This window comes from Autumnicola aciditolerans (genome assembly GCF_041679265.1).
GTDB lineage: Bacteria > Bacteroidota > Bacteroidia > Flavobacteriales > Flavobacteriaceae > Autumnicola.
The window spans coordinates 231600-249512 of the sequence record NZ_JBGFSM010000002.1; the positions used below are offsets into that span (position 1 = coordinate 231600).

General features: G+C 39.4%; 9 protein-coding genes. 5 read left to right on the top strand and 4 right to left on the bottom strand.

The genetic code is table 11. The features are described 5' to 3' along the window. Positions 1 to 8: 8 nt before the first annotated feature. The 4 genes from AB8M93_RS02795 to uvrA all read right to left on the bottom strand — a co-directional run bounded on the left by AB8M93_RS02795 (position 9) and on the right by uvrA (position 9046). On the bottom strand, positions 9 to 2411 hold the full coding sequence (locus AB8M93_RS02795; protein ID WP_373056108.1) for an alpha-ketoacid dehydrogenase subunit alpha/beta: 2403 nt from the start codon (positions 2409 to 2411) through the stop codon (positions 9 to 11). Positions 2412 to 2615: 204 nt separating this feature from the next. After that, positions 2616 to 5429, bottom strand: a complete 2814-nt coding sequence (locus AB8M93_RS02800) for a gluzincin family metallopeptidase (RefSeq protein ID WP_373056109.1) — start codon at positions 5427 to 5429, stop codon at positions 2616 to 2618. A 79-nt stretch (positions 5430 to 5508) separates the two neighbouring features. Further along, complete coding sequence (locus tag AB8M93_RS02805; RefSeq protein WP_373056110.1) at positions 5509 to 6198, bottom strand: LOG family protein; 690 nt, start codon at positions 6196 to 6198, stop codon at positions 5509 to 5511. Between the two features lie 16 nt (positions 6199 to 6214). Next, positions 6215 to 9046, bottom strand: coding sequence for an excinuclease ABC subunit UvrA (gene uvrA / locus AB8M93_RS02810; protein WP_373056111.1), 2832 nt, complete (start codon positions 9044 to 9046; stop codon positions 6215 to 6217). Between the two features lie 328 nt (positions 9047 to 9374). On the opposite strand from uvrA, the gene AB8M93_RS02815 reads away from it, so the two are divergent. From AB8M93_RS02815 to AB8M93_RS02835, 5 genes are all read left to right on the top strand, one after another. Beyond that, positions 9375 to 10898, top strand: coding sequence for a hypothetical protein (locus AB8M93_RS02815; protein ID WP_373056112.1), 1524 nt, complete (start codon positions 9375 to 9377; stop codon positions 10896 to 10898). Positions 10899 to 11498: 600 nt separating this feature from the next. Further along, positions 11499 to 12512, top strand: coding sequence for a LuxR C-terminal-related transcriptional regulator (locus tag AB8M93_RS02820; protein ID WP_373056113.1), 1014 nt, complete (start codon positions 11499 to 11501; stop codon positions 12510 to 12512). A gap of 222 nt (positions 12513 to 12734) precedes the next feature. Then, the gene (locus tag AB8M93_RS02825; RefSeq protein ID WP_373056114.1) at positions 12735 to 14546 is read left to right on the top strand and encodes a hypothetical protein; all 1812 of its coding nucleotides are present in this window, start codon (positions 12735 to 12737) and stop codon (positions 14544 to 14546) included. Between the two features lie 150 nt (positions 14547 to 14696). Continuing rightward, positions 14697 to 16205 (top strand): hypothetical protein, encoded by a 1509-nt coding sequence (locus AB8M93_RS02830; RefSeq protein ID WP_373056115.1) that lies wholly within the window; start codon positions 14697 to 14699, stop codon positions 16203 to 16205. A 127-nt stretch (positions 16206 to 16332) separates the two neighbouring features. After that, positions 16333 to 17880 (top strand): hypothetical protein, encoded by a 1548-nt coding sequence (locus AB8M93_RS02835; protein ID WP_373056116.1) that lies wholly within the window; start codon positions 16333 to 16335, stop codon positions 17878 to 17880. The last annotated feature ends 33 nt before the right edge of the window (positions 17881 to 17913 follow it).

The window sequence follows — 17913 nt, forward strand, 5'->3', positions numbered from 1 at the left end:
AAACTGGATCACCTTAGTTTTGGAAATTTCCCGGGATTGCTTTCATGCATAATAGCATATACTTTTTCAAAGATATCTTCTGCAGAAGGTTTGGAGAAATAATCGCCGTCTGACCCGTAAGCAGGGCGATGTTCCTTTGCCGTTAACGTTTGGGGTTTACTATCCAGGTATCTGTAGGCATTCTGCTCTTCCAGCACTTTTTGTAAAATGTAAGCTGAAGCGCTTCCGGGCACATCTTCATCTATCACCAGTAAACGGTTGGTTTTCTCAACACTATTTACAATATCATGATTTAAATCGAAGGGCAGTAGCGACTGTACATCAATAACTTCAGGATTAATGCCAAATTTTTCCAGCTCTTTGGCAGTTTGTTCAACAATGCGCAGTGTGGAACCGTAAGAAACCAGGGTAATATCTTCTCCTTCTTTAACCGTTTCTGTAACGCCCACAGGTGTTTTAAATTCTCCCAGATTAACCGGTAGTTTTTCTTTTAACCTGTAGCCGTTCAGGCATTCAATAACCAGCGCCGGAGTATCCATATCAAGCAGGGTATTATAAAAACCTGCTGCTTTGGTCATATTTCGGGGTACAAGAATGTACATTCCCCTTAGCAGGTTGAGCAATCCACCTAATTGGGAACCACTATGCCATATCCCCTCCAGCCTATGGCCACGCGTTCTTACAATTAGCGGAGCCTTTTGTTTCCCTTTGGTGCGGTAATGGAGTGTTGCAAGATCATCACTCATGGTTTGCAGTGCATACATCACATAATCCAGGTACTGGATTTCTGCAATTGGGCGCAGGCCGCGCATTGCCATTCCAATACCCTGGCCAAGAATTGTGGCTTCCCTTATTCCGGTATCGGCTACACGCAGTTCCCCGAATTTTGCCTGCAAGCCTTCCAATCCCTGGTTTACATCCCCAATTTCTCCCGTATCTTCGCCAAAGATGAGGGTTTCAGGACGCCTAGAGAAAATCGCATCAAAATTGTCTCTAAGAATGATTCTAGCATCCACTTCAGGAGCATCAGGGGCATACTCTGGAGCAGTCTCCTGTGAACCTGCATTATTTTGCTGATAAAGATGACTGCTATATTCCTGGCTGGTTCCTTCAGCATAATTTTCCAGCCACTTTAAAAGCTCCTGTTTTTCTGGTGATTCTTCTCCTAAAAGATACCGCAGTGCTTTTCTTGCGGTAGAAATAACATCCTTCTTAAGTGCTTCTCTGGTAGAAGCCAGTTCATTTTTAAGTTTTATTATGAAATTCTTATTTGAACTTTTCCCTGCAGCTTTGGTAAGAAGCTTTATCAGTTCTTTCTGTTTTTCACGGGTAGGCTGAAGGTATTTGTTCCAGGCCTCTTTTTTTCCTTCTCTAACTTCTTTTTTAATATTCTTTTCCAGTTGTTCGAGTTCTTCTGAAGAGGCAAAATTATTTTCGATAATCCATTCTCTGAATTTCGCATTACAGTCGTACTCCCGTTCCCATTCCAGCCGTTCTTCATTTTTATAACGTTCATGAGAACCGGAAGTGGAATGCCCCTGGGGCTGAGTAAGCTCCACTACATGAATTAAGACTGGACAATGCTCCCTACGCGCAATCTTAGCGGCATTCTCGTAAGCTTCCACAAGGGCTACATAATCCCATCCGTTTACCACAATTATCTCTATTCCTTTTTGATCTTCATTTCGTTGAAAACCTTTAAGGATTTCAGAAATACTTTCCTTGGTGGTTTGATGGCGGGCATGTACAGAGATTCCATATTCATCATCCCAAACGCTCATTACCAGCGGGACCTGCATTACACCGGCAGCATTCATGGTTTCCCAAAAGTGGCCTTCACTTGTACTGGCATTGCCTATGGTTCCCCAGGCAATTTCATTTCCATTATCTGAAAATTTTTCGGAATCAATTCCTTCTACCTTTCTATAGATTTTAGAGGCCTGGGCCAGGCCAAGTAATCGCGGCATTTGGCCTGCTGTGGGGGAAATATCTGCACTGGAATTTTTCTGCTGCATCAAATTTTTCCAGGAGCCGTCTTCATTAAGATTATGGGTTGTAAAATGTCCGCCCATCTGCCTTCCTGCAGACATAGGTTCATTTTCCAGATTGGTATCGGCATAAAGTCCTGCAAAAAACTGTTGGATTGTAAGTTCATTTATGGCCATCATGAAGGTTTGATCACGATAGTAGCCCGACCTAAAATCACCATTTTTAAAGGCTTTAGCCATGGCTAACTGCGGCAGCTCTTTTCCATCTCCAAAAATTCCAAATTTAGCTTTCCCGGTGAGCACTTCCCTTCTTCCAAGGATACTGCATTCCCTGCTGGTAACAGCTATTTTGTAATCCTTAAGGACTTCTGCCTTAAAATCTTCAAAGGATATGGAATCTTTTGTTTGTGTTTCGCTGTGCATGAACTTGTTTTTGAATAATTACAAATGTAGCGAAAACAATGATTATATACAATTCATAAATTCTCCATAATTTTATGTTTTCTGTATCTGAAACGCATAAATATTAATTAAAAAAAAATTAACTTCTATGTAACTTGAATATTATTGAGAATTATTCAATAGTCATAAAAAAGTAGAAGGAGAGAAAAAAGAAGACATTACGGTTTAGTACCACCTCCTGGTAAAAAGCTTTATGAGGGTGTTGATATCCAGGGAAACGATAAACCGGATTTTCTGATCATAATTGGGTTGGGCAATTTCCCATCCCAAATTTGAATATATAGGAAAGAAAACTTCAAAATAATCTGCAACAAGACTTACTCTTATTCCGGAGTCGTACATAAATTGCGGTTGTGTGAATTTGTTTTTTATCAATCCAACATCGCCGTAAGCATATATCCAGTTCCAGATATTGGTACTTCCGTTTAGGGTGGTGATCCATTGGTTGGCAAATGCGGGTTTCAATTGAGATTTAAAACCGCCTTCTGCCACAATAATTTGCTGGCTGAAAAGTCCGCTGCCCTGGCTTCTTCCGTAGTAATTGTAATCGAAAAGGTAATCTGTAGGGCGGTCTAAAGCAAAACTGAAATAATCTGTTTTCTGAACATCGTTATAAAGAAAAGTTCCCGCAAAGAGGCGAAGGTTTACCTGCCTGTTATTCTTGAATAATTTACGATATTCCAGGCTAAGTGAAATTTTACTGAATTTCTCTGCCAACTGGTAATCTACAGAACCGGAATAATAATTAACAATATTGGGATTCCGGTAAGTGTATTTCACGTTGAAAACATTATAATCTGGCTGGTCTACGGGATCGAGAGGATTTACATCACGCTGTACTCCAACATTTCTAATTGTGAGATACTGCCTTTCATTGCTTCTCAGGTATTCATTCCTGAAGGCGAAAACCATAAAAGGAGTGTATTTTTCGTAAAACAGGTTATAGCCATAGGAGAAGCGGGTACCGCCTATACCGTAACTTACTGCGTATAGCTTTTGATTATCATACTGGGTGGTATAAGACACAGAAGCTGATCCTACCACTGTCTCACTTTTGAACGCATATTTGGGAGAGATCTTGAAACTTAAATTTTTATCGAGAAAGGTTTTATTGTAGAGTTTGGGGCCAATCGAAACGCCGTCATACAAGTTAAAATCAAATTCAGGCATAAAGAACAACTGGCTGTATCTGGGATCTTCAACATCCTGCAACAACCTGAATTGTATGGGCTTATCCAGTAATTTGGTCACTCCTTCATAATTGTTCCTCTGGTTTACCTCCGGGATTTTTTGTTCATAATTAAGGGCTAGCCGCTTTATATCCTTCCGCGGAATTTTCACCTCTTTTGATTTATTAAATCCGTCTACCCAGGTTTTGTAGACAATTTCCTCATCATTAAGCCCATAAAGCGATACGGGCATACTGGTATTGCGTTTATCTTTTACAGTGACCACCAGGGAGTCGCCCTCGCGCCTTACCTTCCCAATGGTGAAATCAATCTTCTTGTTGGTGTTTACATAGTCTTCAAAAAACCAGCTAATGTCCTTAGAAGCGTTTTGCTGCAGGATATTTTTAAAGATCTCCTGTGTGGTAGGCTGTAATTTATATTTTTGATAAAATGCATGAATAGATTTTTCTACAGCATCACTGCCTAAATAGTCTTCTACATATTCCAGTCCTATTCCCGCTTTGTAAGCATTTGCAATATTTTTATTAAACTTTATAAGGGAATCCTGTCTTGTATTTAAAGCCTGGTCCAGGTTCATCCTGGCCATATTCATGTACATTAACTGATATTGATCGTTAAATTCAAGATCTGCAGCATGAAACCACCTAATTCCAAAGACGTCGCTAAGGCTGCCAATAAGCTTCATTTTAGGATAATACGTATCTACATAATCCATCATAAGTGAAACAAGAATGGCATCTTTAACCCATTGATCCCTTCGCGGATCCAGGAGCAGAGTATTCTGTAAATAATTATAGGTAATGGTTTTGAATTGTTTCAGGTCATACTGAAAACCATCTGGGAAGGGGCGAATAAATCCAGGTAACTGGTTGAGCCCGTAAATAGGGCTATTTTGGTAATCTTCCCGGGTAACAAAAATATTATTATGAGGGTATTCTCCCAGTTGGGTGTCCAGGTACTTGAGAATTCGCTTAAGGATAATGGCCTTTATTTCCGGTTGAAGATCGTCATCCTCCAAATCTGTAATCACTTCATGAGAATAGGCATAAAGATCTTCGAATACAAAAGATTTGGTAAGGTAGAGTTTAGATTCTACCCGGTCTTCTCCCACCATTCGAACGAATTTCCTGCCATTTTCAGAAGAAATATCCAGCGTATTTAAACCGGAAGCAGCATAATAGGAGGAAGGGATTTCCAGGTTGAGTTCTATACTGGCCGGAGGAGTATAATCCAACCCAAGGTTTTGATGGCTATATAGGCGCCAGCCATCTTCCTTATAAACTGCAGGGGTGATATACCAATAGCGCATTTTATAATTCCCCTGGGAGTCTTTGCCATATCTTGTAAAGCGGTCTGAAGGCACTTTGATGGCATACTCCAGATGTATGGGAAAAGTTTCACCGGGGGCAATTTTTTTCTTCGGACTTACCTTTATAATATCAATTCTTTCCGGTATCCTCATCCAACCAATAGAATCTCCTTCCTTATTCAAAATCTTATCGATGACCGTACCGCCACGTTCCTCTGCACTGGCAAAATGAAATTTACGTACAAATTCTTCAGAAAAACGCATGCCCAGATAACTGCTTTTACTGCTGAAGGCGTTTATCCAGTCATTAAGATAAATTTCAGACAAGGTATCCCTGCTTTCATTCTTGTAAAAAATCTCCTGAGTGATATAAATACTGTCTGTTTCCTCATCCAGCCGGGCCTCTACAGAAATGCTATTTTGCCCGTAACCAAAAGCGGTAATGGCAAGGAAAAGGCAGGAAAAGAGATGTTTTTTCAAGTTAATAATGCAGGTTTAAATAAGGTGTATTGAGGGCTAAAGATAGTTAATGTTTAATAAGAGCGACCATAATTCTAAACTAGAAATTAGGGCTAAGATTGTATTCCGCATAAAATTTATCCAGCACTTCAATTACTTCATCTGGTGTATCTACTACCTGAACAAGGTCTATATCTGCAACGCTTATATTTTTAAAGCTGTCACAAAGGGTGGTTTTGATCCATTCCACCAGTCCGCTCCAAAAATCGGAGCCTACAAGAATAATGGGAAACTTATCTATTTTATGTGTTTGTATAAGGGTAATTGCCTCAAAAAGTTCATCTAAAGTTCCAAATCCCCCGGGCATTACCACGAAACCCTGGGAATATTTAACAAACATTACTTTACGAACAAAAAAGTAATCAAAATCCAGGCTTTTATCGCTATCTATATAGGGATTGTCGTGTTGCTCAAAAGGAAGTTCAATATTAAGTCCTACAGAAGTTCCTCCGGCAAGATGGGCACCTTTATTTCCTGCTTCCATAATTCCGGGGCCACCACCGGTTATAACTCCATAACCATGGTCCACAATTTTGGCTGCAATCTTCTCAGTAAGTTTATAATATTTCTGATCTGGTTTTGTTCTGGCAGATCCAAAAATAGAAACACAGGGGCCAATCTGGCTTAATTTTTCATAGCCATTTACAAATTCACCCATTATCTTAAATATGGCCCAGGAATCATTGGTTTTAATTTCGTTCCAGGCTTTGTTTCCTTGTCTAGGTCTCATTATATGTTTTATAATTTTAATGTAATTCCTTTTTCAGGAATTTAGCAGTATAACTTTTCTTATGTTTAGCAACTTCTTCCGGGGTACCCGTCGTAACAACTTCCCCACCATTTTTACCGCCTTCGTAACCAATGTCTATAATATGATCTGCCATTTTTATCACATCCATATTATGTTCAATAATAAGGACGGTATTTCCCTTGTTGGTAAGCTTATTCAGGACCTCCATTAGCACCCTAATATCTTCAAAATGAAGCCCTGTGGTAGGCTCGTCAAGAATGTAAAAAGTATTACCGGTATCGCGCTTGGAAAGTTCTGTAGCCAGTTTAATCCTTTGCGCCTCACCTCCAGAAAGGGTGGTGCTTTGCTGCCCAAGAGTGATATAACCTAAGCCTACATCCTGAATAGTTTTTAGTTTTCGGTAAATTTTCGGGATGGGTTCAAAAAATTGCGTGGCTTCATTAATGGTCATTTCCAGCACATCAGCAATAGATTTGCCTTTATACCTTATTTCCAGCGTCTCCCGGTTAAAACGTTTTCCCTGGCAGGTTTCACATTCCACATAAACGTCTGGAAGGAAATTCATTTCTATTACCCGTAACCCCCCGCCTTTGCAGGTTTCACAGCGTCCGCCTTTGACATTAAAACTAAAGCGTCCCGGTTTATAGCCGCGAATTTGTGCTTCAGGAGTTTTGGTAAAAAGGCTCCTAATTTCTGAAAAGACCCCGGTGTAAGTGGCGGGGTTAGAACGCGGGGTACGCCCAATAGGGGATTGATTAATGTCTATTACTTTATCTATATGCTCCAGGCCCTTAATGCTTTTGTAAGGTTTGGGAACCTTTACGCCGTTAAAGTAATGGGCGTTCATAATAGGATAAAGCGTCTCATTAATAAGGGTAGATTTACCACTTCCGGAAACACCGGTAACCGCAATCATTTTTCCCAAAGGAATTTGAACCGAAATATTTTTTAGATTATTTCCGGTTGCACCTTTCAACTCAATAGTTTTGCCATTGCCTTTCCGCCGTTTTTCGGGAACTGCGATTTCTTTTTGGCCATTTAAATATAAGGCGGTAAGTGTTTTATGTTTTTTTAATTCTGAAGGAGGGCCTTCACTTATAATTTCTCCTCCATGTTTGCCTGCTTTTGGCCCAATATCTATCACATGGTCTGCCCGCTCTATCATATCTTTATCATGCTCAACAACTATAACCGTATTGCCAATATCCCTTAGGGAAACCAGGGAATTAATAAGTTTTTCATTATCCCGCTGATGTAGTCCTATGCTTGGCTCATCAAGAATATAAAGCACCCCAACAAGCTGGGAACCAATCTGAGTGGCTAATCTTATTCTTTGCGCTTCTCCTCCGGAAAGGGATTTGGAGCCGCGGTTAAGGGATAGATAAGTGAGGCCAACATCAGTCAAAAATTGTAAACGCGTCTTTATTTCTTTTATCACCTCTGTGGCGATAAGTTTTTGTTTATCTGAAAGGTAATTTTCCAGGTCTTCAAACCAAACGGCAAGGTCTGCAATATCCTTTTGGGCAAGCGCTGCAATATTCTGATCGTTAATTTTAAAGTATAAGGATTCTTTTTTAAGCCTGCCTCCTTCACACTCAGGGCAAATAATCTTATCCATATATTCCTTGGCCCAGCGGCGCAGGGAAGTGGAATCGTTATTATTATAGGTGTTTTCAATAAAAGTCGCCACCCCTTCAAAATCAATTTTATATTCCCGGGTAATGCCGAGGGCTCTGGATTCTTTTGAAAATTTTTCTTTTCCGCCGTAAAGGATCATTTGCATGGCCTCATCGGGTATACTGGAAACAGGATCTGTAAGTTTAAAGTCAAATCGTTCTGCTATTAACTCCAGTTGAGAGAAAACCCAGTTTTTCTTTTGAGGCCCATGAGGGGCAAGACCGCCGTTTTTAATAGACTTGCTCTCATCTGGAATAATTTTCCCTATGTTCACTTTGTGTAAGGTGCCAATCCCATTACAGCTGGGACAGGCCCCTTTTGGGGAATTAAAGCTAAAGGTATTGGGCTCTGGATTTGGATAAGAAATTCCGGTGGTAGGGCACATAAGATTCCTGCTGAAGTACCTTAATTCCCCGGTTTCATGATCCAGGATCATTAGCGTATCATCTCCATGATACATGGCTGTTCTTATACTTTCATCCAGACGTTTTTGTCCATCGGTTTGGTTATTTATCTGCAGCCTGTCAATAACAATTTCAATATCATGGGTTTTGTACCGGTCCAGCTTCATGCCTTTCACAATATCTCTTACTTCACCATCTACCCTAACTTTTACGAAACCCTGTTTGGAAATTTGTTCAAAAAGCTCCCGGTAATGGCCTTTTCTGGACCTGATGACGGGTGCCAGAATGTTTACCCTATTCCCGTTAAATTTTTTAATAATGAGGTTTTTGATCTGGGAATCGGTATAACTTACCATTTTTTCCCCAGTATTGTAACTGTAGGCATCTGCAGCCCGCGCAAAAAGGAGCCTTAGAAAATCGTAAATTTCAGTAATAGTACCCACGGTACTCCGCGGATTCTTGCTGGTGGTTTTTTGCTCTATGGCAATAACAGGGGAAAGGCCTTCAATTTTGTCTACATCTGGCCGCTCAAGGCCACCAAGGAACTGCCTGGCATAAGCTGAAAAAGTTTCAATATATCTTCTCTGTCCTTCAGCATAAATAGTATCAAAAGCAAGGGATGACTTTCCTGAACCTGATAAACCAGTAATCACAACTAATTTTTCCCGGGGGATGCTAACATCAATATTCTTTAAATTGTGGACTCTCGCCCCCAATACTTCTATTTTTTCTTCGCTTTGCGCCATAAATTTCATCAAGGGGGCAAAGGTACTTAAAGTGTTGCTAATTAAAAAGGAAGGTTTATTCCCTGAACGTTAATTTAGAACTAAAATCCTCTTCCGGAAAAGCCTGTTTGGTAAATAGATGATAACCAATAGAATTTACGGGATTTCCCCTATACGCCAGTTCTTTAATAACATCTAATTTTATTGAGGAACAGGAGCATAATCTTAGCTTACATTTCTATGCTGTGTTTCCAAGATTTGGCCCCCTTTTTACTTCAATGGATGCTGTCTTCTTATGGCTGAACCCTGGCCGGATATGGTCCGGGCCTAACATAAATTTCTTTTACTTATGAAATACCTGAAGAACCTCCGATTCCTTACCCTATTACTTGCTGTACTATTAACCGGCTGCAGTAAGGAAGATAATGAAACGGTAGAGGAAATCTCTGGTAAGGCCGCCATTTCATTTAAAACCCTTTTACAAAATGTTTCTAGCAACAGGTTAAGAAGCAGGCAGGTCATTTCAGGTGTTCCCGAATGCTCTTCAGGTGAGCCAGCAACTGCAGTAGTGGTTCTTTCTCTTGATGGGGTTAATATGGATCCTGTAAGTGTTAACATCCTTTCAGATGATTTAGACGGAGACGGGAATGAAGACTATTACTCAGATTATTCAGGAGAATTGGAACTGGATCCCGGAGTCTACATGTTAGAGGAGTTTATAGTGTATGATGCCCAGGGAGAAATTCTATGGGTAGCACCAAGAACAGGAGAAAACACAGGTGGCTTTGAAGAGTTTATAGAACATCCTCTTCCAATAAACATAGACCTTACGGAGGGAGTTAAAAAATATATAGAGGTGGAGGTAATATGTTATGACGAACGCATGGGGAACAATTATGGATATACATTTTTTGAACTTGTGCCAGACAGGGTATACGATCTTTGTTTTTTTGCGCAATATTGCTTCAACAATGTAGTGTATGCGGCAAATTATAACCTGGAATTATATTATGTAAGAGATGGAGAGGAAGATATTCAGCTTTATCCTCAAGGTGATGAACCCCTATCCCCAACCACTGGTCTGGATGAAGAAGGAGAATATTATGCAGATCCCCTCTGTGTCAATATACCGGCACCACAATATGGGGAAGCAGATGATGAAGGTTATTTGTTTTTCCGGCTCACCTTAACAGACTGGACTGAAAATTACGGGGATATTCCCGATGGAGCAATTGTAAGGGAAGGATATATTACCTGGGATCTAATTGAAATTTTGAGGGATACTGATGATAATCCTGAGACAGAAGATGAGGATATGAGGTTTCTGCAGTTCTATCTCAATTGCAGCAATCCAGGAGGAGGAGATTGCATCCCAACCCCTCAGGATGAAAATGGGGATTGTATCCCAGACAATTTAAACCAGTATGGTTACTTATTTTATGATCTTGAACCAACGGAAATTATAGACTTCTGCATTTTTGGAAATTTTTGCACCCCTAACGGAAGACACTATGTAGCGTCCTACAGCATTGATGTATGGAAATATGAAAATGGGCAGGTTACCACGCAGCTCTACAAAGACCTTTTAGCTGAAGTCACAGAGACAGGGGGGGAATATTCTGCTGAACCCTTATGCGTTGTTTTGCCAGATGGGGAAGGGGAAGATGAGTATTACTTTGAAATCACCATACATGAAACTGGTGAATATGATGTGGTAGAAGAAGTAATACGCAGTGGAACAATTACAGACACTCAGGTAAGGACACTGTTCTCAGGTGAGAATAATGTTGATTATTATCATTTTTTCTATGGAGGATGCGATATGGAAGATGAGCCGGTATTATTGAATACGATTACTTCTTCTGTAGGATAAAGTGCGAAACCTTACAAGATAACATTGTAGCTCTCTCAGGGCTTTTCTAAAAATATAGAAGGAATCCATCTTCCAGTCTTTTAAACTTTCTTTTTCTATTTATATAGCTATATTTTCTATAAAATTTTATCAAAGCATACATCTTTTTCAGGAATGAACACCTCATTTTAACTTTTATTTAAGGCAGGTGATTTTAAGAATCTAATACAGTTTTTCCTGTCTCCTAATTTTCTCACCCTGGCTGTGCCCTAAAATCCTAAAAAGGAGGCTTTTTTATAATAAAAGTTGAATATATGCCAGAAGAGACAAAAAACCAAAAGTTATAGTATTGTTAAGGAAAAAAGAAAAGTTCTGAAAAAAGGTTTCAGAGCTGTTAAAATCTGATTCTTAGCAGGCATTAATAATACTTTATGTAAGTATAATATTACGTTATTTTTTACATATATTTCTGATAATCATATATATTTGGTACTATAATTAAAAAGTATTTATTTTTCCTCCCCGCTTTTTAAGATATTCCTACTAATATCTTTTTTTCGCCCCTTTCTTAAAATTAAGTTTAACCATTAGCATTTTGGTGCACTAAAACGTCTAAGAAAGATGAATGAGAAAAAACATTTACTTTTAATTTCCACCAGACAAGATTTGATCCGCGAGATCAGGGAATATTTAAGCCTTCATTTCGAAATTTGTGAGGCATCTTCGGTTCACGCGGGGTATGGTGTGGCAACCAGCTTATTACCAGATGTTATTATTATTGACAAAACATCTTTATCCTCACCAAGTGATATAAAGAACATCTCAAATTACAAGTCTACTCATTTCTTAAGTAAGAGCTGGCTTTTTCTTTATGTAGAAGAAAAGGATAAACAGGAAATGGAATGTGAATATATAGGTATGGTAGATGAGGTAATTTCCAATGGCGCTCCGGTTAGTGCCTTATGTGAGAAAATAATTAATCGAACTTACATCAAGTCTTCGTTATCTAATTACTGGAAAGACTGCTTTCTGGGTATGTTCAATTTAATGGCAAAACCTGTGGTATTATTAGAAGGCAATACTATTCTGGCTATGAATGATGCTTTCAAAAAGACCTTTAAAGTAGGCGTTACAGAAAGTATGAAGCTAACAGATTTTGTAAATGTAGAGAATAAAGCAAAGGTGCAGGCCAGCCTGAGGAACTTCTCGAGGGGAAAACACCTTAAGGCGGTTACAAAAACCAGTTTGTTACTACAGAATAACAAGATTAGAAAGGCAAAAATAAGCTTTTCCAAACTCAGTAAATATACAGAGGATCAATTTATCATGATGATAGATTTTTCAGGGGAAGAGATTTTTCTTAATGAAGAAGTGGGGACGGCTTCTTCAAAAGTAGAAGAAAGCTTTACATGTAACAGTACCCATTCTGACTTCAGCTTTACAAAAAGGGAAAAAGAAATTATAGAGCTCTTATGTAAAGGCTATAAAACAAAGGAGATTTCTTCCACCTTATTTATTTCTCCTAAAACGATAGAGAAGCACCGTTCTAATATTATTAAGAGAACAAAATCTGACACTATCCTGGAAAGTATAATCTATGCAATCAATCATAACCTTGTAGAAATAAATGCCTGAAGCAACTAAAAAAAAGATAAAGTACCAAATTAGGGGTTTTCCCCTATAGTGTAAAGGTAGTATTACAGCTACATTTACACTAGAGATAAGAAAGAGTCACCCCACTTCCAGGATCTTATTAGACCAAAAATTTAATCCCAACAATAATACAGGGCCTGGCCCTTAATGGGATTAGTATGTATAAAATTAACCATTCGAAATATTCATTAAAACACTAAAATTATGAGGAAAATAAGCTTACCTCTTTTAGCAATGGCGTTTGTCGCATTTCTTTTCACCTCCTGTAGTACGGAGGAGACAGGCGCTTCAGGAGAAGAATCGCAAAAGGCTACCCTCTCCTTTGGAGCTACTCTTAACAATCTGTTAAACAGTAGAATGCAGAACAAGCAGCAGTTTTCAGATCTTCCGGAATGTTCTGATGCGGCACCTTCCACCGTAATGGTAGTGCTGTCTGTGAACGGTGTAGATATGGCCCCTGTAACATTAGATATCTTATCTGATGACCTGGATGATGATGGAACCACGGATTACTATACAGATTATTCTGAAGATCTGGAATTGGAAGCTGGAACTTATATGCTCGAACAGTTTATTGTTTATGATGCTTCAGATAATGTGATCTGGATAGCTCCCAGGGATGCGGAAGGATCTGGGCTTTTTGAAGGATATGTTACCAACCCGCTTCCAATGACCATTAATCTAGGAGCAGGGGTCAAAAAGTATGTTGATGTTGAAGTATTGTGTTTTGATGACAGGGAAGTAAACCAGTATGGTTATTTATTTTTTGATTTAATACCACGAGAACTTAAGGAATTCTGTGTATTTGCGAATTACTGCACAGACAATGGCAGGCATTACACCGCTAATTATAGTCTTGAAGTTTGGTACGTGAGAGATGGGGAAGGTGATATTAAATTATATCCAAGAGGGAATGAGAGTTCTCCTGTTACAGGAGTAGATGATAATGGAGACTATTTTGCCGAGCCGCTTTGTGTGGTAATCCCAACTCCTCAATTTGGAGAAGAAGCAGATGAAGATTACCTGTACTATAAACTAACCCTTCTGGATTGGCCGGATAATTATGGAGATATAGAGGACGGGGCACTGGTAGAAGATGGTTACCTAACCTGGGAAGATATTGAGGATCTTTTAGATACAGATGATAATCCAGACACAGAAGACTCTGATATTGATTACCTCCACATCTTTTTTAACTGTAATGAAACCCCGGGAGGAGATTGCCCTGCAGGTCCCGGAGATATAGACGGCGATTGTGTTCCTGATGGCGAGGACATGTGTCCCGGATACAATGATAAAATAGACTCTGATGGAGATGGAATTCCTGATGGCTGTGATGCCTGCCCTTATGTTGCTGTAAATGATGATGCAGATGGGGATTGCGTTCCAAACAACGATGATATTTGTCCGGGATCAGACGATCACCTGGATGCAGACGAAGATGGTGTGCCAGATGGATGCGACATTTGTGCAGAAGGAGATGATTCCCTGGACACAGATAATGATGATGTTCCGGATGCTTGTGATACCTGCCCCGGCGGAGATGACAATGTTGATGAAAACAATAATGGTATTCCTGATGCCTGTGATTATGTAACACCAGGCAATGACTGCGAGACCGCTTTCATGTTGGGTAATAATACTTTCATAAGTCTGGGATTAACAAATAGCAGATGGGGATGGACAGAACATTTTACAGGTGCCGATGGCTCTTATACGTATCCGCTTTACGCTGGTGCAGGCCAGAATGATTACCAAAATAAAGGCTACCAGGCTGGTAATATTATTATTACCGTTACCGGTACAAATGTAGAAGTGGAGTTTGATCTGTTCACCGGCATTACGATTAATGAAACACACATCTATTTTAGTGATTCTTCAGCGCCAAACACTATTTCACCTGGCCAGTATGGCAATACAGATGAAGATCCAAATGCTACAGGGGAAACCTATAATTTCACTTACAGTGGAGATGGAAACTTCTGGATTATAGTTCACGCAGGCAGTTGTCAATAAAAAGCAGGAACTCATCCTGAAGCGTTCAGGTAGAGTTCCTTCTTTATGTTCTGCCATTTATTGAGAATTAAGAGACCCGGAGCAGTAAGCCCGGAGATTCAAATATTTATTAACCATTTTAAATAATCTATTAACCTAATTTTTTTAATTATGAAACACTTTAGAATTACTTTAATGTCAATTGCCATGATGGCACTTCTTTTCAGCTCCTGTAGCAAAGAAGAAAGCGGAGTTGATGAAAATCCTTCGCAAAAGGCAACTCTATCCTTTGGGGCAACTTTAAATGATATGTTGAACAGAAGAGCGCAGACAAAACAGCATTTTTCTGATCTCCCTGAATGTTCAGACGCCGCACCAGCAACTGTAATGGTGGTACTCTCCTCTGGAGGTACAGAAATGGATCCTATAACACTAAATGTGTTGTCTGACGATCTTGACGATGACGGTACAATGGAATATTATACCGATTATTCAGACGATTTGGAACTAACTCCAGGTACTTATGAGTTGGAAGAATTTATAGTTTATGATGCTTCCAACAATATCATCTGGATTGCTCCTATAGATGATGACAATAGCGGAGAATTTGATGGTTATGTTGCAGATGCCCTGCCAATTACTATCAATTTGGGCGCAGGAGTCAAAAAATATGTTGATGTAGAGGTTTTATGTTATGATCAACGTATGGTAAACCAATATGGTTATTTGTTCTTTGACTTTGAAGGAAAAGAAATAATAGATTTCTGTATTTTCGGAAACTTCTGTACTCCTAATGGAAGACACTACGTGGCATCTTACAGTGTAGATGTTTGGAATTATGTAGATGGCCAACCTACAGAGCAACTTTATAATGATGTTACTGCAGAAGTTGTTTTAGATGAAAACGGAGATTACATGGCTGAACCTGTATGTTTGCAACTACCTGACGGAGAAGGTGATGATGAGTACTATTTTGAAATCACCATTCTAGAAAGTGATGAGTATTCTACTACTGAAAGAGTTGTTCGTGCAGGAACTATTACAGATACAGAGGTAAGATCATTCTTTGACGGAGACGATAATCTTGATTATTATCATTTCTTCTACGGAGGTTGTAACCAACCAGACAATCCACCAGTATTTCCAGATCCACAGGATGAAGCTAAAAATTACAAAGCTTGTCTAAAAGATCTAAATGATTCCGGAGCAATTGCTTTCTCATACGTGAGACTTGAAGGAAACACCCTTTATACTTCAGTTTTAGCTTATAACATGGAACCTGGAGAAATGCATCCACAACATATCCACGGTTTTACAGAAGGATCTGAAGCTGCAGAAATGGCTGCATCTTGCCCGGATATCTCTGATGATGCTATTGCCAACGGTGGAAATAACAATGGTTTCATAGAAATTGGGGAAGGAGCATCAGATTATGGTCCGGTACAACTGGCTCTTAATACTAGTGGTTCAAACTTCCCAATGGCTTCTTCAAGTGGCATGTATTTCTATGAGCATACTTTTACCCTTAGTAATGCTGATCTGGAAAAAGTAACCCCACTAGACAAGAAAGTAGTGGTATTGCATGGTATGGATGCAGATCTTGATGGACCTGGTAATGCAGATGATGATGATTATGAAGCAACACTTCCTGTTGCCTGCGGTGCATATATGATGCAGTAATTCTAAGAAATTAAAAATTCTTTTAGAAGTGAATTTGGACAATGGGCACCCCGTATTACAGGGTGCTCATTATCTCAATTTAAACTCTTTTATACCATTCTATTTTTATTAACCAAAATTTTAAATTATGAAAAGTTTTAAACTGATGGTTGCCTATATCGCGGCAGTCACTATGCTGTTCACTTCCTGTAGTAAGGAAGAAACAGATTCCCCAGTAGTAAACGGCGAAACAGCTACCCTTTCCTTTGGGGCTACGCTAAACAACCTTCTGAACAACCGGGCGCAAACCAAACAACATTTTTCAGACCTTCCCGAATGTTCTGATGCTGCTCCGGCCACTGTTAGAGTAGTGCTTTCTGAAGGAGGAGTGGAAATGGATCCTGTTATTTTAAATGTCCTTTCAGATGACCTGGATAATGATGGAAACATGGACTATTATACAGATTATTCAGAAGATCTGGAATTAACTCCGGGAACATATGAACTGGAAGAATTTATTGTTTATGATGCTTCCAGCAACATTATATGGATAGCTCCTATTGATGCAGATGACAGCGGAGATTTTGATGGTTATGTCATGGATCCTCTTCCAATGACTATTGAACTTGGGCCAGGAGTCAAAAAGTATGTAGACGTGGAAGTGCTTTGTTATGATAACCGTATGGTTAACCAGTATGGATATTTATTTTTTGATATTATAAGCAAAGAGCTTTATGACCTTTGCTTCTTCGTGAATTACTGTACTGAAAATGGAAGGCACTACACTGCAAATTACAGTCTTAACTTGTGGTATGTTGGAAACAACAATAGTATTGCCCTTTATGAAGATTCTGAGCTTTCAGAAGAAATGTTAGGAGTAAACCAGTATGGAGATTATTATGCAAATCCTATGTGTCTTGTAGTTCCTGCACCTTCTTTTAATGAAGCTGCTGATGAGGATTACCTGTATTACGAAATCACTATTTTGGATTGGGATGGAAATTACGGAGATGTAGAAGATGGTGCTATAACCAAGTCTGGTTATTTATCCTGGGAAGATGTAGAAGGATTATTTGATGCAGATAATAGCGACTATACAGACTACTGGCATGTATTTGTTGGATGCGGACAGGATGACGATGGAGGCAATGGCAACGGTAATGGTGGCAACGAATGTGATACCACAGATCCTACTGCAGATTGTGATGATGATGGAATCTTAAACGAATGTGACCCAGACGCAGCCGGATGGGCACAATGGGATTGCGATAATGATGGTGTTCCAAATGGAGAAGATGATTGTGAAAATACCGCAGAAGGGGTAGATGTAGATGAAAACGGATGTCCTGTTGAGGAAGAAGAAGGTTGTCTTGGAGAACCTGGCACAGGATGTATTACAGCATCCTTTTCCGGAACAGTAAATGATGCTTTTCCGGTACCTTTCTTTTACGATGGAACAGAAGTTGGTACGATGACTTTTACCATTGATGCAGAAGGCAATTTAACAGTAGGCGTAATCTTTCTCGTTACAGAAGGATGGGGTATGGATGGTTTAGAAGTTAGCGTAGGTGAAAATACTGCCGTATGCTTTGATACAAGCCTACAGGCAACTTCCTACCAGGAAGTTGTGGATGGAGATTTTAGCTATTCTCTGGATATTTCCCTAAGAGCTAATCTTTGCCAGATTGTACAATAAGGAATTAAAAATATTCTTCTTTATAGGAAGAAG